20 protein-coding genes are annotated in these 19,745 nt (G+C 71.4%); 9 read left to right on the forward strand and 11 right to left on the reverse strand.

Annotation, left to right across the window (positions count from 1 at the left end):
- Positions 1–210 precede the first annotated feature (210 nt).
- The 3 genes from IG62_RS0132950 to IG62_RS0132960 are packed head-to-tail and all read right to left on the reverse strand — an operon-like array spanning position 211 to position 1,505.
- Positions 211–429 (reverse strand): DUF397 domain-containing protein, encoded by a 219-nt coding sequence (locus IG62_RS0132950; RefSeq protein WP_030811912.1) that lies wholly within the window; start codon positions 427–429, stop codon positions 211–213.
- Positions 430–439: 10 nt separating this feature from the next.
- On the reverse strand, positions 440–640 hold the full coding sequence (locus IG62_RS0132955; RefSeq protein WP_030811915.1) for a DUF397 domain-containing protein: 201 nt from the start codon (positions 638–640) through the stop codon (positions 440–442).
- 10 nt (positions 641–650) lie between these two features.
- Positions 651–1,505 (reverse strand): helix-turn-helix domain-containing protein, encoded by an 855-nt coding sequence (locus IG62_RS0132960; protein ID WP_030811918.1) that lies wholly within the window; start codon positions 1,503–1,505, stop codon positions 651–653.
- A gap of 233 nt (positions 1,506–1,738) precedes the next feature.
- Here IG62_RS0132960 and IG62_RS0132965 point away from each other — a divergent pair, with 233 nt between their 5' ends.
- Together IG62_RS0132965 and IG62_RS0132970 are read left to right on the forward strand one after the other, a co-directional pair.
- Positions 1,739–1,954, forward strand: a complete 216-nt coding sequence (locus IG62_RS0132965) for a hypothetical protein (protein ID WP_030811920.1) — start codon at positions 1,739–1,741, stop codon at positions 1,952–1,954.
- Positions 1,955–2,091: 137 nt separating this feature from the next.
- Complete coding sequence (locus IG62_RS0132970) at positions 2,092–2,307, forward strand: hypothetical protein (RefSeq protein ID WP_158795155.1); 216 nt, start codon at positions 2,092–2,094, stop codon at positions 2,305–2,307.
- Between the two features lie 21 nt (positions 2,308–2,328).
- Here the strand turns inward: IG62_RS0132970 and IG62_RS0132975 are convergent, their stop codons facing one another.
- Positions 2,329–3,108 carry an alpha/beta hydrolase family protein gene (locus IG62_RS0132975; protein ID WP_030811924.1) on the reverse strand — a complete coding sequence of 260 codons (780 nt, stop codon included), beginning with the start codon at positions 3,106–3,108 and terminating at the stop codon, positions 2,329–2,331.
- 126 nt (positions 3,109–3,234) lie between these two features.
- On the opposite strand from IG62_RS0132975, the gene IG62_RS0132980 reads away from it, so the two are divergent.
- Positions 3,235–5,034 carry an ABC-F family ATP-binding cassette domain-containing protein gene (locus tag IG62_RS0132980; protein ID WP_030811926.1) on the forward strand — a complete coding sequence of 600 codons (1,800 nt, stop codon included), beginning with the start codon at positions 3,235–3,237 and terminating at the stop codon, positions 5,032–5,034.
- A gap of 43 nt (positions 5,035–5,077) precedes the next feature.
- Here IG62_RS0132980 and IG62_RS43500 read toward each other — a convergent pair whose 3' ends face one another.
- A complete protein-coding gene (locus tag IG62_RS43500) occupies positions 5,078–5,992 on the reverse strand; it encodes a hypothetical protein (protein ID WP_158795156.1) in 915 nt (304 codons plus the stop codon).
- A 326-nt stretch (positions 5,993–6,318) separates the two neighbouring features.
- Here IG62_RS43500 and IG62_RS0132990 point away from each other — a divergent pair, with 326 nt between their 5' ends.
- Entirely contained in the window at positions 6,319–7,080 is a 762-nt protein-coding gene (locus IG62_RS0132990) for a response regulator transcription factor (protein ID WP_051798947.1), read from the forward strand.
- 21 nt (positions 7,081–7,101) lie between these two features.
- Here IG62_RS0132990 and IG62_RS0132995 read toward each other — a convergent pair whose 3' ends face one another.
- Both IG62_RS0132995 and IG62_RS0133000 read right to left on the reverse strand, forming a co-directional pair.
- Positions 7,102–7,410: a hypothetical protein gene (locus IG62_RS0132995; protein WP_030413437.1), complete on the reverse strand. Its 309-nt coding sequence runs from the start codon at positions 7,408–7,410 to the stop codon at positions 7,102–7,104.
- A gap of 32 nt (positions 7,411–7,442) precedes the next feature.
- Entirely contained in the window at positions 7,443–9,113 is a 1,671-nt protein-coding gene (locus IG62_RS0133000) for a sodium:solute symporter family protein (protein WP_030811935.1), read from the reverse strand.
- A 252-nt stretch (positions 9,114–9,365) separates the two neighbouring features.
- Between IG62_RS0133000 and galT the strand changes: the two genes are divergently transcribed.
- From galT to IG62_RS0133020, 4 genes are all read left to right on the forward strand, one after another.
- The gene (galT, locus tag IG62_RS0133005; RefSeq protein WP_030811938.1) at positions 9,366–10,418 is read left to right on the forward strand and encodes a galactose-1-phosphate uridylyltransferase; all 1,053 of its coding nucleotides are present in this window, start codon (positions 9,366–9,368) and stop codon (positions 10,416–10,418) included.
- The gene (galE, locus tag IG62_RS0133010) at positions 10,415–11,380 is read left to right on the forward strand and encodes a UDP-glucose 4-epimerase GalE (protein WP_030811941.1); all 966 of its coding nucleotides are present in this window, start codon (positions 10,415–10,417) and stop codon (positions 11,378–11,380) included. Before galT ends, galE begins: the two co-directional genes overlap by 4 nt.
- Before the next feature lie 23 nt (positions 11,381–11,403).
- Positions 11,404–12,600, forward strand: a complete 1,197-nt coding sequence (gene galK, locus IG62_RS0133015) for a galactokinase (protein WP_030811944.1) — start codon at positions 11,404–11,406, stop codon at positions 12,598–12,600.
- Between the two features lie 271 nt (positions 12,601–12,871).
- Positions 12,872–13,630, forward strand: a complete 759-nt coding sequence (locus IG62_RS0133020) for a response regulator transcription factor (RefSeq protein ID WP_030811947.1) — start codon at positions 12,872–12,874, stop codon at positions 13,628–13,630.
- Positions 13,631–14,108: 478 nt separating this feature from the next.
- On the opposite strand, the gene IG62_RS0133025 is transcribed toward IG62_RS0133020, so the two are convergent.
- From IG62_RS0133025 to IG62_RS0133035, 3 genes are all read right to left on the reverse strand, one after another.
- The gene (locus tag IG62_RS0133025) at positions 14,109–16,118 is read right to left on the reverse strand and encodes a beta-galactosidase (protein WP_030811949.1); all 2,010 of its coding nucleotides are present in this window, start codon (positions 16,116–16,118) and stop codon (positions 14,109–14,111) included.
- Between the two features lie 71 nt (positions 16,119–16,189).
- Positions 16,190–16,984 (reverse strand): SDR family NAD(P)-dependent oxidoreductase, encoded by a 795-nt coding sequence (locus IG62_RS0133030; RefSeq protein ID WP_030811951.1) that lies wholly within the window; start codon positions 16,982–16,984, stop codon positions 16,190–16,192.
- Positions 16,985–17,289: 305 nt separating this feature from the next.
- A complete protein-coding gene (locus tag IG62_RS0133035) occupies positions 17,290–17,787 on the reverse strand; it encodes a MarR family winged helix-turn-helix transcriptional regulator (protein WP_030413445.1) in 498 nt (165 codons plus the stop codon).
- 177 nt (positions 17,788–17,964) lie between these two features.
- Between IG62_RS0133035 and IG62_RS0133040 the strand changes: the two genes are divergently transcribed.
- Complete coding sequence (locus IG62_RS0133040) at positions 17,965–18,786, forward strand: trans-aconitate 2-methyltransferase (protein ID WP_030811954.1); 822 nt, start codon at positions 17,965–17,967, stop codon at positions 18,784–18,786.
- Between the two features lie 245 nt (positions 18,787–19,031).
- On the opposite strand, the gene IG62_RS0133050 is transcribed toward IG62_RS0133040, so the two are convergent.
- Entirely contained in the window at positions 19,032–19,721 is a 690-nt protein-coding gene (locus tag IG62_RS0133050; protein WP_037839908.1) for a TetR/AcrR family transcriptional regulator, read from the reverse strand.
- Between the last annotated feature and the right edge of the window lie 24 nt (positions 19,722–19,745).

The raw sequence follows: 19,745 nt of genomic DNA on the forward strand, positions 1-19,745 counted from the left end.
TGGTCACACTTCCGCAGACGCAGCCAAGCCCGAGCCCGCCACTGCCACTACCAACGCCGAGGCCACAACCCCCACATGCGGTTGCAGTACTAGGGGGCGTTCGAACGGATCCCGTAGGGGACGCGAGGCCCCCCTGCGGGGCCACAACGAGGCGGGGGCGGGCGATATTCCCATGGCCCGCGGCGTGTGGCCGCCGCCCACCCCGACGTCTCAACTGCCCTGCAACGCCGCATCCTTGACGGCACAGACGAAGGACGACCAGGCCGCGGCGGGAAAGATGATCGCCGGGCCGTGCGGGTCCTTGGAGTCGCGAACGGGGACGATGCCAGGGAGGCCGTCGACCACCTCGACGCAGTCCCCGCCATCGCCGTTGGTGTAACTGCTCTTGCGCCAGACAGCGGCGCTCAAGTCAATCCGGCTGCTTGCCATTGCGTTCACCTCAGCTGACGAAGTGGTCGAACTCGCCGTTCTTCACGCCGAGGATGAAGGCGGCGAGTTTCTCCGGCGTGGTTCTGACGACCACTTGGGGGTCGTCGCTTTCGCGTATGAGTATTTCTCCGGCAACCCTGGCCGTTTCGAGGCACTGTTCACTGTTGCCGCTGGAGAAGCTCGACTTCTGCCACTTGATTTCTCTACTCATGCCTTGGCTCTCACAGTTCCCTTGCGACGTGACGGATAACACTTCGCGACTCTTCGGGCGTGAGTGCCGCCTGCTCCGCGACGCCGAGCAGTGTGCGATAGCGGTCCAGATCAGCGGCTGCATCCAAGTAGCGGCCACCCAACGGGGTATCGATGTGGGCGGTGTCGAGCTGTGGGACGACGCCGCTCGCATACATCACCGTCTGCGTCACGTCGATGAAGTCCTCGCTTGTGAAGGGGATGACCCGGAGAATCAGGCCCGGTCGCTCGGACATGGACAAGAGGTGTTCGAGCTGTCTGCGCGCAACTTTTCGGCCGCCTACGCGCATGCGCAGCGCTGCCTCATGAACGATGGCCTCGAAATTGGGTGGTTCATCTCGTTCCAAGATGTCGCGCCGCTTCATGCGATGCTCGACCCGGGCCTTTAGCTCGTGGTCGGGAAGCCGTGGAATCGCGCTGGCAAAGAGGGCGTGTGCGTATTCCTCGGTCTGGAGAATGCCGGGAAACGTGACGGGCTGTAGGCATCGCAGGCCGACGGCGTGGTGTTCAAGCTCCGCGATGTCGAGGAATCCGGGAGCGAGGATGCCACGATAGCCGTCCCACCAGTGCTGGCCGCGATGCTCGCGTGCCATGGCGCACAGCGCTTCGACGAGGGCCTCATTGTCGCAGGCGTAGAAGACGGCGAGCCGGCGGATGCGGTCTTCGCTGACTCCGACGCGACCCGCCTCGATGTGACTGATCTTGGCTTGGTCTGTCGAAATCATCGCTGCCGCCTCTCGGGCGGTCTTGCCTGCGCGTTCACGCAACTTGCGCAGCTCGCCCCCGAGTCGGGCTTGGCGGGCCGTTGGATTGTCCCTCGGCGGCATGTCACCTTCCCCTGTCCGCGCACAGTGTCGCGCCTAACGGTGCCACGGTCCACCCAACCTGGTTAACCCTGAGCGGCAACCTTGCCCCGGGGCATGTATGCCCCCTACGGTCCAGGTAGTGCCGCGCAGCACGCCGTAACCCATGAAGTCCCGCCATCTGCATGCCCGTTGGGCCGTCCTAGGGGTGGCCCGGGCATCAGTGCGGAACGCAGCGCACAGGAAGGTGTAGCCCTATGCCCACCCACCACCCCACCCCCGACGACGTGCACGACAGTGCCGAGGAGCTGCGTACCGCGCTCAAGGACAACGGCATCACGCTGCCCTCGCTCGGTGTCGATCTGCCAGGCTTCGCGGGCAGTTACGCCGTCCCGCTCGTCGCCCTCGGTAACTGCAACGCGGACACCGCCCGCAAGCTCGCCGAGGTTCTCCGCAGGGCGGCCGTGCGGTGAACGGCACGCCGGGAGTTGTCCGAACGATGCTTGAAGCGCTGCTGAGTTGGTTACTTCCGGGGCGGGGTGGTCATCGGGGGAGCAGCGGTACCGGCGCCCTTTGCGGCACGGCCATCGCGACCGCCACCGCCGCCCCGATGGCGGCTCGGGCGCCGCGTCGGCTGGTGCATGTCCGCCGGGTGCCGCCCGGCCTGCTCCTGCTGTGCGGGGAGGACAGCCGCCTCGTCCGGCCGTACGTGGGCACGCAGGAGCCGTGGCAGAGCCCGTCGGCCCAGGACGTCAGGCGCCGGGAGCTGGCGGAGCGGGTGCGGATGCTCAACGCATGGTCGTCCGGTGGGTGCGGGCGGGGGTGACCCGGGGGCGTGCCGGGAGCGTTAAGAGTGTTCCGCGCCCGCCGCGCCCCCCGCCGCCGCCAGTACCCCCGCCACCAGCCGTCCCGCCGCCACCGCGGCCCCGTCGCTGGTCGGGATGCAGCGGTCCGTCGTCGGGTCGTAGGCAGTCATGATCACGCCGGCGTGGTCGGTGTCCGGCTCCTGCAGCGTCACCGGGCGTCCCCCGGCGCGCAGCGCGTCGGCCAGGTCGTGGGAGTACCGGGGCGGCACGATCGGGTCGCGGCTGCCGTGGACGAGGTGAACCGGGACGGCCGGGTCGCGGCTCTCGGCAAGATCGGCGAGCGGGGCGGTGCCGGTGGTGCGTGCCGGCAGGTCGTAGCGGCCGGCGATCCCCGCCACCGCGGTCGGTCGCCACCCGTCCGCCGTCAGCTCGGGCCGCAGCGCCACGCCCAGCGCCGCCCCGGCCCCCGCGGACCAGCCGGCCAGGACCACCGACTCCCCGTCGCCGCCCAGCCCGGCGGCCTCCTTGCGGGTGAAGGCCAGCGACGCGAGCAGCTGCGACCGGCCGCCGTCCGCCGCGTCCGAGCGCCAGTCCGGGACCAGGACCAGCAGCCCGCGGGCCGCGGCGGTACGGGCCAGCGGGGCGAGGACGTCCCGCTCGTCCGGGCCGATGCCGTGCCAGAGCAGGACGGTGGGCAGCGGTCCGGCCGCCTCCGCGGGGCGGTAGAGGTCCAGCTGTTTGCCGCCCGGGCCGTAGAGCAGCCCGATTTCCGTTTCCACTGTCGTGCCCGCGCCGGATGTCCCGGAGTTGCCGGAAGTCATGGTGATCACGCTATCCAACCCGGCCGCGGCCCCTCAGCCGCTTTCCCCGTCGGGGTGCTTCCGGAGGCCGACTACGCTGGGAAGGTCGATCGATGTGAAGCGCATCGTGTGAAGCGCAGGAGTGAGATGGCCGTCAACCTCGTCAATCTGGAAGCCGTCGGCAAGGTCTACGGGACCCGTGCCCTGCTCGACGGTGTTTCCCTCGGCGTCAACGAGGGGGACCGGATCGGCGTCGTCGGGCGCAACGGCGACGGCAAGACGACCCTGATCCGGATCCTGGCCAAGCTGGAGGGCGCCGACGACGGCCGGGTCACGCACTCCGGCGGGCTGCGGCTCGGCGTGCTGTCCCAGCACGACTCGCTCGACCCGGCCGCCACCATCCGGCACGAGGTCATCGGCGACCTCGCCGACCACGAGTGGGCCGGCAACGCCAAGATCCGCGATGTGCTGACCGGCCTCTTCGGCGATCTGCACCTGCCCGGCTTCACCCACGGTCTGGACACCGTCATCGGTCCGCTGTCCGGCGGCGAGCGGCGGCGGATCGCGCTCGCCAAGCTGCTGATCGCCGAGCAGGACCTGATCGTCCTCGACGAGCCCACCAACCACCTCGACGTCGAGGGCATCTCCTGGCTGGCCCGGCACCTCCAGGCCCGGCGCTCGGCGCTGGTCGTCGTCACCCACGACCGCTGGTTCCTCGACCAGGTCTGCACCCGCATGTGGGACGTGCAGCGCGGCGATGTGCACGAGTACGAGGGCGGCTACAGCGACTACGTCTTCGCCCGCGCAGAGCGGGAGCGGATCGCGGCCAGCGAGGAGGCCAAGCGGCAGAACCTGATGCGCAAGGAGCTGGCGTGGCTGCGCCGCGGCGCCCCGGCCCGTACCAGCAAGCCCCGCTTCCGCATCGAGGCCGCCAACGAGCTGATCGCGGACGTGCCGCCGCCGCGGGACACCGCCGAGCTGATGAAGTTCGCCAACTCCCGGCTGGGCAAGACCGTCTTCGACCTGGAGGACGTGACCGTCCAGGCCGGCCCGAAGGTGCTGCTCAAGCACCTGACCTGGCAGCTCGGCCCCGGCGACCGGATCGGCCTGGTCGGCGTCAACGGCGCGGGCAAGACCTCGCTGCTGCGGGCGCTGGCAGAGGCGGCCCGTACGGAGGGGGAGACGCAGCCGGCCGCCGGCCGGATCGCCGTCGGCAAGACCGTGAAACTGGCCTACCTCTCGCAGGAGGTCGCCGAACTCGACCCGGCCTTGCGGGTGCTGGAGGCCGTCCAGCGGGTCCGGGAACGCGTCGACCTGGGCAAGGGCCGGGAGATGACCGCCGGCCAGCTCTGCGAGAAGTTCGGCTTCACGAAGGAGAAGCAGTGGACGCCGGTCGGCGACCTGTCCGGCGGTGAGCGCCGCCGTCTGCAGATCCTGCGGCTGCTGATGGACGAGCCCAACGTCCTCTTCCTCGACGAGCCCACGAACGACCTGGACATCGAGACGCTGACGCAGCTGGAGGACCTGCTCGACGGCTGGCCCGGCTCGCTGATCGTCATCAGCCACGACCGCTACTTCATCGAGCGCACCACCGACCGGGTCCTCGCGCTGCTCGGCGACGCCACGCTGCGGATGCTGCCGCGCGGCCTGGACGAGTACCTGGAGCGCCGCCAGAAGGTCATCGAGGCCGCCACCCCGGCCCCCGCGCAGCCGGCCGAGGCGCCGAAGAAGACCGCCGCGATCAACCGCGCGGCCCAGAAGGAGCTCCAGAAGATCGAGCGCCAGCTGGACAAGATCGGCGACAAGGAGGCGAAGCTGCACGCCCAGATCGCCGAGCATGCCACCGACTTCGAGAAGGTCGCCGGCCTCGACGCCCAGCTCCGCGAACTGGCCGCCGAACGCGACGAGTTGGAGATGCGCTGGCTGGAGCTGGCAGAGGACGCGTAGGGGCGGGCCGGCGCGGTGGGCCGTCGGCCCACCGCCCCGGGCCTTAGCCCAACGGCTTGCGGACCTCGCTGCGGATCTTTCCCGCCTGGTCCGCGAACTTCTGCAGGTCGATGGACTGGGGATCCTTCGACAGCTCCGCGGCATCGGTCTGGGCGACGTTCATGGACGTGCTGGAGTCGGCCCCTATGCAGAACGTCAGCGTGACCTTCTGCCCCATCTCCGTGCGCACGTCCACGCCGCAGGTCAGCGGGTCCCCGCCGCCGCTCGGCGTGAACTTCTTCTCCGCCACCGCGACGACCGTCTTCCCGTCGCGCGTCATCCCCTGGATGGCGTGCTCGACGCTGGTCTCCGGGTCGTCTATGGAGCCGTACATCCCCAGCATCACCATCGACTTGGTCCCGCTGGCGTACTGCCCGCCGACCGTCCGTATGCCGTGCTCGTTGGCCCCGTCGTGCGGCACCGCGCTGTCGGCCTGCTGGGAGATGTCCTTGGCGAGCTTGTACTCCCCGCCCGCCAGCGTCTGCGGCACCGTGATCCGGTACTTCGGCCCGCCGGAACCGCCCGAGCCGCCCCCGCGGAGCGCCACGGTCGACGCGATGCTCCCGACCACCAGCACACCGACGATCGCGCCGATGATCCCCCATACCTTTCCGCTCTTGCTGCGCGGCGGGACCGGCGGCGGCACCATTCCGGGCCCGCCGTAACCGGGGTGGCCCTGCGGCGGCATCCCGTAAGGAGGCTGCGGCGGCGCTCCGTAGGGCGCCTGCGGGGGTGCGTCGTAGGGCCCCTGCGGTGCGTACGGCCCCGGGGGCGGCGGTATCTGACCGCCCGGAACCTGACCGCCCGGCACCTGGCCACCCGGTCCCTGCTGCGGATATCCGCCGGGCGGGCCGGCCGGCGGCATCCCGTAACCCGGCGCGCCCCCGAAGCCGTTGTGCGGCTGCTGCGGTGTACTCATGGCCTTCCTTCGCTCACGTCTCGCCCCACCCCGGCATCGAACCGCGCCGTGTGCACCGCATGGAGCCGGTCGCCCCGTCCCCCGCCTGCTGTCGTCAACTGTGGCACACGGCACCGACACCGGCCCCGGGGCGTTCCCCGCGCAGGCCGGGCCACGGCGGAGCGTCTCGTTCCGGCGGCAATCGGCCCCGAATGGCCGGGATTCCAGCATTCCGGGGGGCTTCTGCCCGGTAGGGGGCGCGCGTCGGCAGTCGAGCGTGTAGCTTCCCGGGGACGAACGGCCCGGCCGGGGCGCGCCGGGGCCGCGCGGAGGGAGGGGGTTGCTCTATGGGCGTGCGGCTCATGGTGGTCGACGATCACCGGCTGCTCGCGGAGGCACTCGCCTCGGCGCTGAAACTGCGCGGGCACCGGGTGCTGGCGGCCGCCGCGCCGAGTGCCGGGGCCGCGGAGCTGGTGGTGAGCCGGGCGCCCGAGGTGTGCCTGCTGGGGACCGCGGCGCCCGCCCAGCCGGGCACCTTCGACCCGGTCGTACGGATCAAGAAGGAGCGGCCGCAGGTGGCGGTGGTGGTGCTCGGTCCGGTGCCCAGCCCGCGCGGGATCGCCGCCGCGTTCGCGGCCGGGGCGTCCGGGTACGTCCGCAACGACGAGCGGATCGAGGGCGTCGAACGGGCCATGATGAAGGCCCGGGCGGGGGAGTCGGCGGTCTCGCCGCAGCTGCTCCAGCAGGCGTTCGAGGAGCTGCTGCACCCGGCGGCACAGCCGGACGACGAGGGCGCGCGGCTGCTGGAACTGCTCACCCCGCGCGAGGTCGAGGTCCTGATGCGGGTCGCGGACGGCGAGGACACCCGGCTGATCGCGGCCGGGATGGACATCGCGCCGAGCACCGCGCGCACGCATGTGCAGCGGGTGCTGATGAAGCTGGAGGTCGGTTCCCGGCTGGAGGCGGCCGCGCTGGCGGCGCGCACCGGGCTGCTGGACCGGGCGGGCCGCGGGCGGCCGGCACGGACGACGACGGCGGCGGAGACGGCGGCGGAGACGGAGACGGGGACGGGGACGGGGACGGACGAGCCGTCCCCGTCGCAGGGATAGGAACCGGGGGGCCGGCGGCGGTCAGCCCTCCGCGGGCCCGTCGTCGGCCGCGGCCCGGAGCTCCTCGGCCGTGGGCGGCACGGTCGGCCGCAGCTTCAGCCAGACCAGGAAGAACAGGCCGAGGACGAGCATGCCGAGGCCCGTCCAGAGGTTGATGTTGATGTCCTGGGCCTTCTTGAGGTCCGCGTCGGAGGCGGTGATTCCGGCGATCGTGACGATCACGCCGTAGACGACGAACAGGCCGCCGATGATGCGCCGTACGTCGAAGAGCCGTGCGGCGGTCGCCGATTCGCGCTCCAGCTCCTCGACCTCGTGCTGATAGTCACTCATGGTGGGTCAACTCCGCTGTTCGGGGCCGGTGTTCAGAAGGAGAACGGGACGTAGCAGACGGCGGCCAGGACGACGGCGCCCCAGCCCAGCAGGGCCGGGCGGCGGTACCAGGCGTCGTCGCCCTCGGCGGGCGGTTCCTCCATGCCGGGGGACCTCGTGCCGTAGACCAGTCCGGCCAGGGACTCGGCGGACTTGGGCTTGGTGACCATCGTGACCACGACCATCACCAGCGCGCCGACGACGAACGCGACGATCGACGAGACGAAGTTGGCGCCCTGGTCGGAGGGGATGGTGATGATGCCCTGCTTGTAGAGGCCGAAGTAGTTGACCATGGCGGCGGCGGTGCCGGACAGCAGCCCCCAGAAGCCGGCCGCGGCGCTGGTCCGCTTCCAGAACATGCCGATGATGAACACCACGAACAGCGGGACGTTGAAGAAGGAGAACAGCGTCTGCAGGTAGTTCATGATGTTGCTGAAGGACGAGGCGATGAAGGCGGTGCCCATGCCGATCAGCACGCCGACCGCGGTGACCACCCGGCCCGTCCTGAGGTAGTACGCGTCCTCGCGGCCCTTCTTGAGGTACGCGGCCCAGATGTCGTTGGTGAAGACCGTGTTGAAGGACGACACGTTGGCGGCCATACCGGCCATGAAGGCGGCGAGCAGACCGGTGACGGCGATGCCGAGGACGCCGTTGGGCAGCAGGTCGCGCATCAGGACCGGGATCGCGTCGTTGTACTGCAGCCCGTCCTTGCTCTTGCCCAGCGTCGGCTCCATGACCAGCGCGATCAGGCCGGGCACGACCACGACCATGGGTATGAAGATCTTCGGGAAGGCGGCGATCAGCGGGGTGCGCTTGGCGGCCGAGAGGTTCTTCGCGGACAGCGCGCGCTGCACCTCGGCGAAGTTGGTGGTCCAGTAGCCGAAGCTCATCACGAAGCCGAGGCCGAGGACGATGGTCAGCCAGTTGGCGCCCAGCGGGTTGCCCTCGCCGATGCCGGTGCCCTTCCAGGCGGTCAGGAACGCGTCGCCGTGCGAGGAGGTCAGCGAGTCGGTCAGGCCGTGCCAGCCGCCGACGCGCTTGAGGCCGACGACGGTCAGCGGGATCAGCGCGGCGAGGATGACGAAGAACTGCAGCACCTCGTTGTAGATCGCCGAGGACAGTCCGCCGATGGTGATGTACGCGAGCACGAAGAAGCCGGCGACGACGATCGCCACCCACTGCGGCCAGCCGAGCAGCGCCTGCAGCACGATCGCCATCGCGTAGAGGTTGACGCCCGCGATGAGCACGGACGAGACGGCGAAGATGACCGACGACAGCAGGTGCGAGGACGGGCCGAAGCGGTGCAGCAGGAATTCCGGCACCGAGCGGACCTTGGAGCCGTAGTAGAACGGCATCATCACCAGGCCGAGGAAGACCATCGCCGGGATGGCGCCGATCCAGTACCAGTGGACGGTGTAGGCGCCGTACTGCGCGCCGTTGGCGGCCATCCCGAGGATCTCGGTGGCGCCCAGGTTGGCGGCGACGAACGCCAGGCCGGTGACCCAGGCGGGCAGGGACCGCCCGGAGAGGAAGAAGTCCAGGCTCGTCCTCACGCTGCGCTTGGCCGCGAAGCCGATGCCGAGGACGACGACGAAGTAGAGGGCCAGGATCGTGTAGTCCAGCCCGTTGGTGGGCAGCCGTAGCCCTTCGGCCAAATTGATCATGTCGTAGCTCGCTTCTTTGCGTGCGGGCGGTGCGGGCGGTCGGAACGCACAGAAAGCTACGCGCGGGCGGTCAGAAACTGAACACTTTTGTTCGTTTCAGTTGTTGGATCGTGATGAGGAAGGGGCATATGCCCGGTCTGGCGCCGCGCTGCCCGTGCTCCCGCGCGGTCCTGGTCCGGCGTTGACGCAACTGTTTAGTTGTGCTTCATTGTGTTTGTTTGTGTTTGGTCGGTGAGGTGAGGAGCCCCCGGGGTGAAGAAGACGACGACGCGGCTCGCGGACGGCCGGGAGCTGATCTACTACGACTCGCGCGACGACGTCGTACGCGACGCCGTCGACCGGCGCCCCCTCGACCCGGTCGCCACCGCCGCCGAGATCCGCGCCGACCGCCTCCTCGGTGACCACGTCGCCATCGCCTCGCACCGCCAGGCCCGCACCTACCACCCGCCGGCCGACGAATGCCCGCTGTGCCCCTCCCGTGGGGGCCGGCACTCCGAGATCCCCGCCGCCGACTACGACGTCGCCGTCTTCGAGAACCGCTTCCCCTCCTTCGCCGGGGACCGCGGCCGCTGCGAGGTCGTCTGCTTCACCCCCGACCATGACGCCTCGTTCGCCGACCTCACCGAGGACCAGGCCGCCCTGGTCCTCGCCGCCTGGACCGACCGCACCGCCGAACTCTCCCAACTCCCCGGCGTCGAGCAGGTCTTCTGCTTCGAGAACCGCGGCGCGGAGATCGGCGTCACCCTCGGCCACCCGCACGGCCAGATCTACGCCTACCCCTTCGTCACCCCGCGCACCGAACGCATGCTGGCCTCGCTCGCCGCCCACCGCCAGGCCACCGGACGCAACCTCTTCGACGACGTCCTCGCCGACGAACGCACCGACGGCCGCCGCATCGTCCTCGAAGGCGACCACTGGACGGCCTTCGTCCCCTACGCCGCCCACTGGCCCTACGAGGTGCACCTCTACCCCAAGCGCCGGGCCCCCGACCTGCTCGCCCTCGACGACGCCGCCCGCGCCGAATTCCCACGGCTCTACCTGGAGCTCCTGCGGCGCTTCGACCGGATCTTCGACACCGGCGCCGGCGCCCCGCCGACCCCCTACATCGCCGCCTGGCACCAGGCGCCGCACCACACCGCACAGCGCGCGGACTTCGCCCTCCACCTTGAGCTTTTCACCATTCGCCGGACTTCCGGCAAGCTGAAGTTCCTCGCGGGTTCCGAATCCGGCATGAACGTGTTCATCAACGACGTGCCGCCGGAAGCCGCGGCCGAACGACTGCGAGAGGTAGCGAGCAAGCCATGAGCAAGTACCTGGTGACGGGCGGGGCGGGTTATGTCGGAAGTGTGGTGGCCCAGCACCTGCTGGAGGCCGGCCACACCGTGACCGTGCTCGACAACCTCTCCACCGGCTTCCGGGCCGGCGTCCCCGCCGGCGCCGACTTCATCGAGGGCGACATCCGCGACGCCGGCAAGTGGCTGGACTCCTCCTACGAAGCGGTCCTGCACTTCGCCGCCTTCTCCCAGGTCGGCGAGTCCGTCGTCAAGCCCGAGAAGTACTGGGACAACAACGTCGGCGGCACCATGGCACTGCTGGCCGCGATGCGCACCGCGGGCGTGCGCAAGCTGGTCTTCTCCTCCACCGCGGCCACCTACGGCGAGCCGGTGAACACCCCCATCACCGAGACCGACCCGACCGCCCCCACCTCCCCCTACGGCGCCAGCAAGCTCGCCGTCGACCACATGATCAGCGGCGAGGCCACCGCCCACGGCCTGGCCGCGGTCTCGCTGCGCTACTTCAACGTCGCCGGCGCCTACGGCAGCTGCGGCGAGCGCCACGACCCCGAATCGCACCTCATCCCCCTCGTCCTCCAGGTCGCCCAGGGCCGGCGCGAGGCGATCTCCGTCTTCGGCGACGACTACCCCACCCCCGACGGCACCTGCGTCCGCGACTACATCCACGTCGCCGACCTGGCCGAGGCCCACCTGCTGGCCCTGGGCGCGGCCACCGCCGGCGAGCACCTGATCTGCAACCTCGGCAACGGCAACGGCTTCTCCGTCCGCGAGGTCATCGAGACCGTCCGCAAGGTCACCGGCCACCCCATCCCCGAGGTCACCGCCCCGCGCCGCGGCGGCGACCCGGCCGTCCTGGTGGCCTCCGCCAAGACCGCCGCCGACCGCCTCGGCTGGCAGCCCCGCCGCGCCGACCTCGCGGGCATCGTCGCCGACGCCTGGGCGTTCGCGCAGAGCCTCGACCACACCAGCTAGCCGCACCGGACGAAGGAGTCCTGATGGCAGGTCACCGAGCCGCCACCCCGACCACCGGGCGCCCGCACGGCGCCCGGCACACCGCGGACCGCTTCACCGCGGTGTACGGCGCCGCCCCCACGGGCATCTGGGCGGCGCCCGGCCGGGTCAACCTGATCGGTGAACACACCGACTACAACGACGGCTTCGTGCTGCCGCTGGCACTCCCGCACACCACCCTCGCCGCCGCCGCACCCCGCACCGACGGGGTGCTGCGGCTGCACTCCGGCGGCGCCGACGGCGGCATCGTCGAACTCCGCACCGACACCCTGCGCCCCACCGCCCAAGGAGGCTGGGCCGCCTACCCGGCGGGCATCGTCTGGGCGATGCGGGAGGCCGGACTGCCCGTCGGCGGCGCCGACCTGCACTACGACAGCACGGTGCCCACCGGCGCCGGACTGTCCTCCTCCGCCGCCCTGGAGGTCGCCACCGCCCTCGCCCTCAACGACCTCTACGCCCTCGGCCTGGACCCGCAGCGGCTGGCCCGGATCGCCCAGCGGGCCGAGAACGCCTTCGTCGGCGTGCCCTGCGGGATCATGGACCAGACCGCCGCGGCCTGCTGCACCGAAGGTCATGCGCTGTTCCTGGACACCCGCGAGCTGACCCACCGCCAGGTTCCGTTCGACCTCGCGGGGGAGGGGCTGCGGCTGCTGGTCGTCGACACCCGCGTGAAGCACGAGCTGGGCGACGGCGCGTACGCGGAGCGGCGCGCCGGCTGCGAGCGCGGCGCGCGGGCGCTCGGGGTGCGGGCCCTGCGCGACGTGCCCTGTACACATCTCCCCGAGGCCCTCGCGCAACTCAACGACGACCCCGGCGTGCAGGCCCTGGTCCGCCACATCGTCACCGAGAACCAGCGGGTCGAAGACGTCATCGCCGCCCTGGACGCCGGCCGCACCCGCGCCATCGGCCCGCTGCTGACCGCCGGCCACGCCTCGCTCCGCGACGACTTCACGATCTCCTGCCCCGAACTCGACCTCGCCGTCGACACCGCCCTCGCCGCGGGCGCCCTCGGGGCCCGGATGACCGGCGGCGGCTTCGGCGGCTCGGCGATCGTCCTCGTCGAGGAACCGGTCGCCACCGAGGTCGGCACGGCGATCACCGCGGCCTTCGCGGCCGCCGGCCATCTCGAACCGCGGATCTTCGAAGCCGTGCCCAGCGCCGGAGCGCACCGGCTCCAGTAGGGCGCGACCGGCGGCGTGCGGCCATCGGGGCGTCGCCAAATGGACGGGGTGCGGCAGCAGTTTGGCCATTCACCTTCCCTCGCCGCGGCCCGTCCGTACTCTGAGATCCTGCACCGGTGGGGGCCGGTGCTGATCAGGGGGCGAGACCGTTCGGGTACGGCGCCTGGGGTGGGGGTAGTCATGTCGGCACGGCGGCGGCCGTGCGACCGAGGCGATCTTCAATCCCGGCGTCGTGCCCGCTATGGTCCGTTCACCGAGACAGGGGGTCTCTGTGCAACGCATCCGGGTTCTGGTGGTCGACGACCACCGCATCTTCGCCGAATCCCTGGCAGCCGCGCTCGCCGCGGAGCAGGACGTGGACGTCGCGGCCGCGGGCAGCGCTCCGGCCGCCCTGCGCAACCTCGACCGGGCGGTCACCGACGGCCGCCGCTTCGACGTGCTGCTCGCCGACGCCGACCTGGCCGCGCCGCTGCTCGCGGTGCCGGCCCAGGGCACGGCCCGCGAGCCGGTCGTCCCGCGCAGCTGCCCGCGGGACGGCATCGCGCTGGTCTCAGGCCTGCGCACCAGCCACCCGTACCTGCGTACGGTCGTCGTCGCTGACCGCGACGACCCGCGCCGGGCGGCCGCCGCCCTGCAGGCCGGCGCGTCCGGCTGGGTCGCCAAGGACTGCTCGCTGTCCCGGCTGCTCGCCGTGATCCGCGGCGTGCTGCGCGACGAAACGCATCTGCCGCCGGCGCTGCTGACCGGTGTGCTGCGCGAGCTGACGGCCGCCCGCAAACACCGTTCGGAGAGCGAGCGGCTGGTCGAGTCGCTCACCCCGCGCGAACGCGAGGTGCTCCGCTGCATGGTGGCCGGCCTGGGCCGCAAGGCCGTCGCCGAGCGGCTGTTCCTCTCGCCGCACACGGTCCGCACCCACATGCAGAACGTCCTCGGCAAGCTGGGCGTCCACTCCACCCTCGCCGCGGTGGCGCTGGCCCGCCGGGCGGGCGTCGGCCCGGTCGAACTGGAGCCGGCCACGGCCGTACCGTAAGGGTTTCTGCCCACGTACCTGGCTGTCCCGCCGCGGGCTCGCTCGCCGTTGCGCTTTGCGGCGCCCCGCACGTACTTGTCTGCGGCGCCGCGGGGCTTGTTCGCCGTTGCGCCTGCGGCGGGCTGGGTTTGTTGTGGGTGCGGTGACTGGCCTGCGGGGCCTTGTTCGTGGACTGCTGTCGCTTTACGTCCACGAACAAGGCCCCTCCGGCCCGTCCCCTCCCGTTGGGGGAGTGTGCGGGTGAGTGGGGGAGGGGCCGGTTGTGTGGGCTTCGCTTCCAAGGACTCAATAAGGAGCGAAGGCGGAGCGTAAAGCGTCAGCAGTCCACACAACCGGCCCCGGAGGCCCGTCACCGCACCCAACACCCACCCAGCCCGCCGCAGGCGCCACGGCGAACAACAACCGCGGCGGGACGGCCAAGTACGTGCGGGGCGCCGCAAAGCGCAACGGCGACCAAGCCCCGCGGCGGGACAGACGGCTACGTACGCGGCACGGCAAAGCGCAAGCGTTCCGTCAGGACCGCGACGTTTCGTGGTGCCAGTGTGACCCGGGTGACGGCCGGGCCGTCGGCGGCCAGCGCGTCCCGGAACGGCCGCGGAAGGGCAACTTCCGCGGCCTCCGTACCGTGGTTGAGGAGGAAGACGTACCGCACGTCGGCGCCCTCGCGGACCGTGGCCTGGACGCCGGGCGGGAGGTTCGGGAGGACGGGCGCCACGCCAGCCTCCGACCGTACGTCGTCGAGGAGGGTCCGCAGGAGTGCGGGGGCGAGCCGGGTCGCGACGTACCAGGCGGTGCCCCGGCCGTAGGTGTGGCGGGTGACGGCGGGGCGCCCGGTGAGGTCGCCGTCGGTGAACCGGGCCAGTGCCTCGGCTCCTTCGAGGTTGATGGCTTCCGACCACAGGTCCGCCCGCCCGGTGTACGCGCCGTCGCCGACGCTTACGGAGCGGTCCGTGGGCAGTGGCCAGAATTCCTCCACGTGCAGGCCCAGCAGCTCGCGGAGGGGGCCCGGGTATCCGCCGGGGTGGACGCGGTCGTGTGCGTCGACGATGCCGGAGAAGAAGGAGACCAGGAGGCGGCCGCCGGCGCGCACGTAGTCGGCCAGTCGTTCCGCGTCCTGTCCGGTCAGCAGGTAGAGGTTGGGCACGACCACCAGCCGGTAGCCGGTCAGGTCGCGCTGGGGCGGGAGGACGTCGCAGGCCACGCCGGCCTCGAAGAGTGGCCGGTAGTGGTCCAGCGCGATCCGGGAGTGGTCCAGCGCGGTGGACGGTTTGGAGTCCAGCTCCAGCGCCCACCAGCTGTGCCAGTCCGCCAGCAGCGCCACTTCGGCCCGGGAGCGGGTGCCCTCGATGCCGGGGACGGCCGCCAGTTCCCGGCCGAGTTCGGTGATCTCGCGGAAGATCCGACTGCCGGTGCCGCCGTGCGGGACCATCGCGGAGTGGAACTTCTCGGCCCCGCCCAGCGACTGCCGCCACTGGAAGAACAGCACCGCGTCCGCGCCCTGCGCGACGGCCTGCCAGCTCCACAGCCGCATCGCACCGGGCGGCTTGGGTCCGTTGCGGGGCCGCCAGTTGACCGCGCTCGGCGCCTGCTCCAGCAGCAGCCAGGGCTGCCCGGACCGCGCGGACCGCATCAGATCGAAGACGTATCCGGCCCGTACGTGGTCGTCGGCGGCGTACGGGTCCTGATAGAAGTCCAGCGCCATCGCGTCCATATGGGGCGCCCAGGCGAACGCGTCCACCGGTTTGTGCTGCGGCATCAGGTTGGTGGTGACCGGAACGCCCGGGGTCAGCCGGTTCAGGACCGCTTTTTCGGCCAGGTAGCAGGCGCGGAGGGCCTCGTCGCCGAAGCGCAGGTAGTCCAGCTGCTGGGCGGGGTTGGGGAAGGTGGGTGCGGTGCGCGGCGGCAGCACTTCGTCGAAGTCGCCGTAGCCCTGCGACCAGAAGGCCGTCGACCAGGCCGCGTTGAGCGCGTCGATGCTGCCGTAGCGGGTGCGCAGCCAGCGCCGGAAGTCCGCGGCCGACACGTCGCAGAAGCACTGCCGGGTGTGGCAGCCGTACTCGTTGCCGACGTGCCACATGGCCAGCGCCGGATGGCCCGCGTAGCGGGTGGCGAGCTGCTCGACGAGGTGTACGGCGTGGGTGCGGTAGACGGGGCTGGAGGGGCAGTAGTGCTGTCGGCCGCCGGGCCAGCGGCGCTGCCCGTCCGGGCCCTCGGGCAGGATCTCGGGGTGCGCGTGGGAGAGCCAGGGTGGTGGCGAGGCGGTCATCGTCGCCAGACAGACGGCGATGCCGGCGCCGGCCAGCCCGTCCATGACCCGGTCGAACCACCCGAAATCCCATGCCCCGGGCCGGGGTTCGACCTTCGCCCAGGAGAAGATCCCGGCGGTGACCATGGTGACGTGGGCCGCCTTCATCAGCTCCAGGTCCTCGGCCCACACCTCCTCGGGCCACTGCTCGGGGTTGTAGTCGCCGCCGAAATGGATGCCCATCGGTCCCCCCAGGGGTCGAAGCTCGGGCGGGCCGGTCCGCGGCCCGCGGGCGCCCGGGACCCGTGTCCCGGTCAGGACGAGTTCTTGTACACGCTCCAGCCGCCGTCCACGACGAGGCTCGCGCCGGTGATGAAGGACGCCTCGGGGGAGAGCAGGAAGGTGATCGCGGCGGCGATCTCCTCGGGCCGCCCCAGCCTGCGGGCGGCGGTCTCCGCGGCGGCGGCCTGCCGTTCCTCCTCGCCGATCCCGTCCCAGGCCGCGGTCAGTACGGGGCCGGGCAGCACGCTGTTGACCCGTACCTCCGGGCCGTATTCGACGGCCAGCTGGCGGCCCAGCCCGGTCAGCCCGGCCTTCGCCGCCGCGTAGGCGGGCCGGCCCGGCAGCCCCACCAGGGCGTGCACGGACGAGGTCAGCACCACCGCGCCGTGCCGCTCCCGCAGGTCCGCGAGGGCGGCCCGCACGCCGAGGAACGAGCCGGTCAGGTTCACCGCGAGCTGCCGCTCCCAGTCGGCGAGCGGGGTGCGGTCGGCCGGCGCGACGTACGGCAGGTAGGCGTTGCTCACCAGCCCGTCCACCGGGCCGTAGCGCCGTCGCGCGGCCTCGACGGCCCGCTGCCAGTCCGCCTCGGCCGCCACGTCGCCGTGCTCGAAGGAGGCCCGGCCGCCGGCCGCGCGGATCCGCCGGGCGAGGTGCTCGCCGCGGTCGTCGTCGATGTCCAGCAGCAGCACGCCGGCGCCCTCGGCGGCCAGCCGGTCGGCGGTGGCCGCCCCGATGCCGGCGGCGGCCCCGGACACCACGACCGTACGGTCCTCGAACCGCCTGCCGTACGGGCCGCGGGGCCGGTGCGGTGCGCGCTGCTGGCTCATGGCGCGATCCAAGTGCACAACGGGAGCCGCGGGCAAGGGGACAGGGTGCGCAGGGGGCGCGCGTCGAATCAGGGGGCGCACAAGTCTGGCTTACGCGCCCCCAATTGCGGTGTGCGGCACGGTGTCGCGCGCGGGCTGACGGTGCGTTTCCGCCACCGCGCCTTCGCCCCTGCGACCTCCGGCGACAGCGCCCGCGCCGCTGTCCCGGGAGTGCGCGCCCCTCTTCCGCCCCGAAAAGTCGACGCGGGCGGGGCGCCGGGCGGCCGTCGGGAGCCGGGCGGGCTCACCGGGGCGTCGGCGGCCGGCTACCCCGGGATGTTGTCGAACGGCCCGGTCAGCTTGCGCAGCAGCCCGGCAAGTTCGCCACGCTGCTGACGGGAGAGTTCGGCCAGGATGGCGCGTTCCTGCACCAGCAGACCGGCCAGCGACTGGTCGGCCTTGTCGCGGCCCTCCGGAGTCAGCCTGACCAGCACTCCCCGCCGGTCACTGGGGTCGGGCAGCCGCTCGACGAGGTTCTTCTTGGCCAGCCGGTCGATGCGGTTGGTCATCGTCCCCGAGGTGACCAGCGTCTGCGTCAGCAGCGCTCCGGGGGAGAGCTGGTACGGCGCCCCGGCCCGGCGCAGCGCCGTCAGGACGTCGAACTCCCAGGGTTCCAGGCCCACCTCGGCGAACGCGATGCGCCGGGCCCGGTCGAGATGTCTGGCCAGCCTGGAGACGCGGCTGAGGACCTCAAGCGGTTCCACGTCGAGGTCCGGGCGCTCCCGGCGCCATGCTGCGACCAGTCGGTCGACCTCGTCCTCCATGACGATCAGTGTAGAGGGTCTGTCGACATGAAGTCTCTTGACGTCGAGATATATTTGGCTGGACTATGGGGCATCGTCGGCGGAGGCTCGGTTTCCGGCCGCCACGGCCCGAACCGGACCTGCCTACCCGACCGCGCCAGCCTTGTGCCAGCCCTGCACGACGAAAGGGTTATGAACATGCACGACGCACCAACCTGGGATCCGCAGCAGTACCTCCGCCACTCCGGGCACCGCACCCGCCCCTTCCTCGACCTGCTCGCCCGGATACCGGAACTGCCCCGCCGGGACCGACCCGCCCGCATCGCCGACCTCGGCTGCGGCCCAGGCAACGTCACCGCCCAGCTCACCATCCGCTGGCCCGACGCGCACATCACCGGATACGACAACTCCCCCGAGATGCTCAAGGAGGCCGAGACCCACGCCGGCCCCACCCCGGGCGGCGGCCACCTCGACTTCGCTCCCGCCGACGCCACCGACTGGACCCCCGACGAGCCCTTCGACCTGATCGTCTCCAACGCGGCGCTGCAATGGGTTCCCAACCACCCCGAATCCCTGCCGCGCTGGATCGACGCCCTCACGCCCGGCGGCACCCTCGCCTTCCAGGTCCCCGGTAACTTCACCTCACCCAGCCACGCCCTCCTGGGCGAGCTGTGCGACGCCCCCCAGTGGCGCCAGCGCCTCAACACCCACGGCAGGCGCTTCATCCACATCCTCGAACCCGCCGCCTACCTCGAACGCCTCACCGACCTGGGCTGCGAAGCCGACGTCTGGGAAACCACCTACGTCCAGCTCCTGCAGGGCGACGACCCGGTCCTCGACTGGGTCAAGGGCACCGCCCTGCGCCCCGTCCTGACCGCCCTGGAGGACGACCCCACGGCCCGCGAGGCATTCCTCGCCGAATACCGCGACGCCCTCCGCAAGGCCTACCCCACCGGCCCCCACGGCACCGTCTTCCCCTTCCGCCGCATCTTCGCCATCGCCCGGAAACCGGCGGCCTGATCCCGGCCCGTGCACACCGGCCTCGGACACACCAGCTCGCCCGCCTGCCTGGGGAGGCACGGCAAGCCCGCTGGTTCGAGGCCGGCACGACCCGGCGTGCGGGCGCTCAGGGCGTACGGCCCAGGTGGGCGACGAGGATCTGCTGCGCGAGGCGGATCCGGCCGCCGAACGGGGAGCGGGCCGCATGGATCGGAATCTCGGTCATGCGCACACGCTTCCGCACGGCCGGCCCCGCGGCCATCCGCTCAGTTCTTCCGGTGCCCTATCAGCCGCGGCTTCTGCTCCAGGCCGTCCAGGCCGTGCCAGGCCAGGTTGACCAGATGGGCGGCGACCTCGGCCTTCTTCGGTTTGCGGACGTCGAGCCACCACTGGCCGGTCAGCGCGACCATGCCGACCAGGGCCTGGGCGTAGAGCGGGGCCAGCTTCTGGTCGAAGCCGCGGTTCTTGAACTCCAGACCGAGGATGTCCTCGACCTGGGTGGCGATGTCGCTGATCAGCGACGCGAACGTGCCCGTCGACTGGGCGACCGGCGAATCGCGGACCAGGATGCGGAAACCGTCGGTGTACGTCTCGATGTAGTCCAGCAGCGCGAACGCGGCCTGTTCGAGGAGCTCGCGGGGATGGCCGGCGGTCAGCGCGCCGGTCACCATGTCCAGCAGCTGACGCATCTCGCGGTCCACCACCACCGCGTACAGCCCCTCCTTGCCGCCGAAGTGCTCGTAGACCACCGGCTTGGAGACCCCGGCCTTCGCGGCGATCTCCTCCACCGACGTGCCCTCGAAGCCGCGCTCGGCGAAGAGCGTGCGACCGATGTCCAGCAGCTGCTCACGGCGCTCCGCCCCGGTCATCCGGACCCTGCGCGCCCGCCGCGTGCCCGCGGCAGCGGAAGACTTGCTCTTACTGCTGCTCGTACTACTGCTGTCGTCGATCGCCACTCGTCAATGATGCCTTCCCCCGTC

Source organism: Streptomyces sp. NRRL S-337, assembly GCF_000720175.1.
GTDB classification, from domain to species: Bacteria; Actinomycetota; Actinomycetes; order Streptomycetales; family Streptomycetaceae; genus Streptomyces; species Streptomyces siderophoricus.

What these genes read in the sequence shown, in the direction of transcription:
- IG62_RS0132965 (WP_030811920.1), top strand. Translation starts at nt 1,739, where the DNA reads ATGCCCACCCACCACCCCACCCCCGACGACGTGCACGACAGTGCCGAG.
- IG62_RS0132980 (WP_030811926.1), top strand. Translation starts at nt 3,235, where the DNA reads ATGGCCGTCAACCTCGTCAATCTGGAAGCCGTCGGCAAGGTCTACGGG.
- galE (WP_030811941.1), top strand. Translation starts at nt 10,415, where the DNA reads ATGAGCAAGTACCTGGTGACGGGCGGGGCGGGTTATGTCGGAAGTGTG.
- IG62_RS0133040 (WP_030811954.1), top strand. Translation starts at nt 17,965, where the DNA reads ATGCACGACGCACCAACCTGGGATCCGCAGCAGTACCTCCGCCACTCC.
- IG62_RS0133000 (WP_030811935.1), bottom strand. Translation starts at nt 9,113, where the DNA reads ATGATCAATTTGGCCGAAGGGCTACGGCTGCCCACCAACGGGCTGGAC.
- IG62_RS0132950 (WP_030811912.1), bottom strand. Translation starts at nt 429, where the DNA reads ATGGCAAGCAGCCGGATTGACTTGAGCGCCGCTGTCTGGCGCAAGAGC.
- IG62_RS0133035 (WP_030413445.1), bottom strand. Translation starts at nt 17,787, where the DNA reads ATGGAGGACGAGGTCGACCGACTGGTCGCAGCATGGCGCCGGGAGCGC.
- IG62_RS43500 (WP_158795156.1), bottom strand. Translation starts at nt 5,992, where the DNA reads ATGAGTACACCGCAGCAGCCGCACAACGGCTTCGGGGGCGCGCCGGGT.
- IG62_RS0133025 (WP_030811949.1), bottom strand. Translation starts at nt 16,118, where the DNA reads ATGGGCATCCATTTCGGCGGCGACTACAACCCCGAGCAGTGGCCCGAG.
- IG62_RS0132990 (WP_051798947.1), top strand. Translation starts at nt 6,319, where the DNA reads ATGGGCGTGCGGCTCATGGTGGTCGACGATCACCGGCTGCTCGCGGAG.
- IG62_RS0132975 (WP_030811924.1), bottom strand. Translation starts at nt 3,108, where the DNA reads ATGACTTCCGGCAACTCCGGGACATCCGGCGCGGGCACGACAGTGGAA.
- IG62_RS0132970 (WP_158795155.1), top strand. Translation starts at nt 2,092, where the DNA reads ATGGCGGCTCGGGCGCCGCGTCGGCTGGTGCATGTCCGCCGGGTGCCG.
- IG62_RS0132960 (WP_030811918.1), bottom strand. Translation starts at nt 1,505, where the DNA reads ATGCCGCCGAGGGACAATCCAACGGCCCGCCAAGCCCGACTCGGGGGC.
- IG62_RS0132995 (WP_030413437.1), bottom strand. Translation starts at nt 7,410, where the DNA reads ATGAGTGACTATCAGCACGAGGTCGAGGAGCTGGAGCGCGAATCGGCG.
- IG62_RS0132955 (WP_030811915.1), bottom strand. Translation starts at nt 640, where the DNA reads ATGAGTAGAGAAATCAAGTGGCAGAAGTCGAGCTTCTCCAGCGGCAAC.
- IG62_RS0133030 (WP_030811951.1), bottom strand. Translation starts at nt 16,984, where the DNA reads ATGAGCCAGCAGCGCGCACCGCACCGGCCCCGCGGCCCGTACGGCAGG.
- galK (WP_030811944.1), top strand. Translation starts at nt 11,404, where the DNA reads ATGGCAGGTCACCGAGCCGCCACCCCGACCACCGGGCGCCCGCACGGC.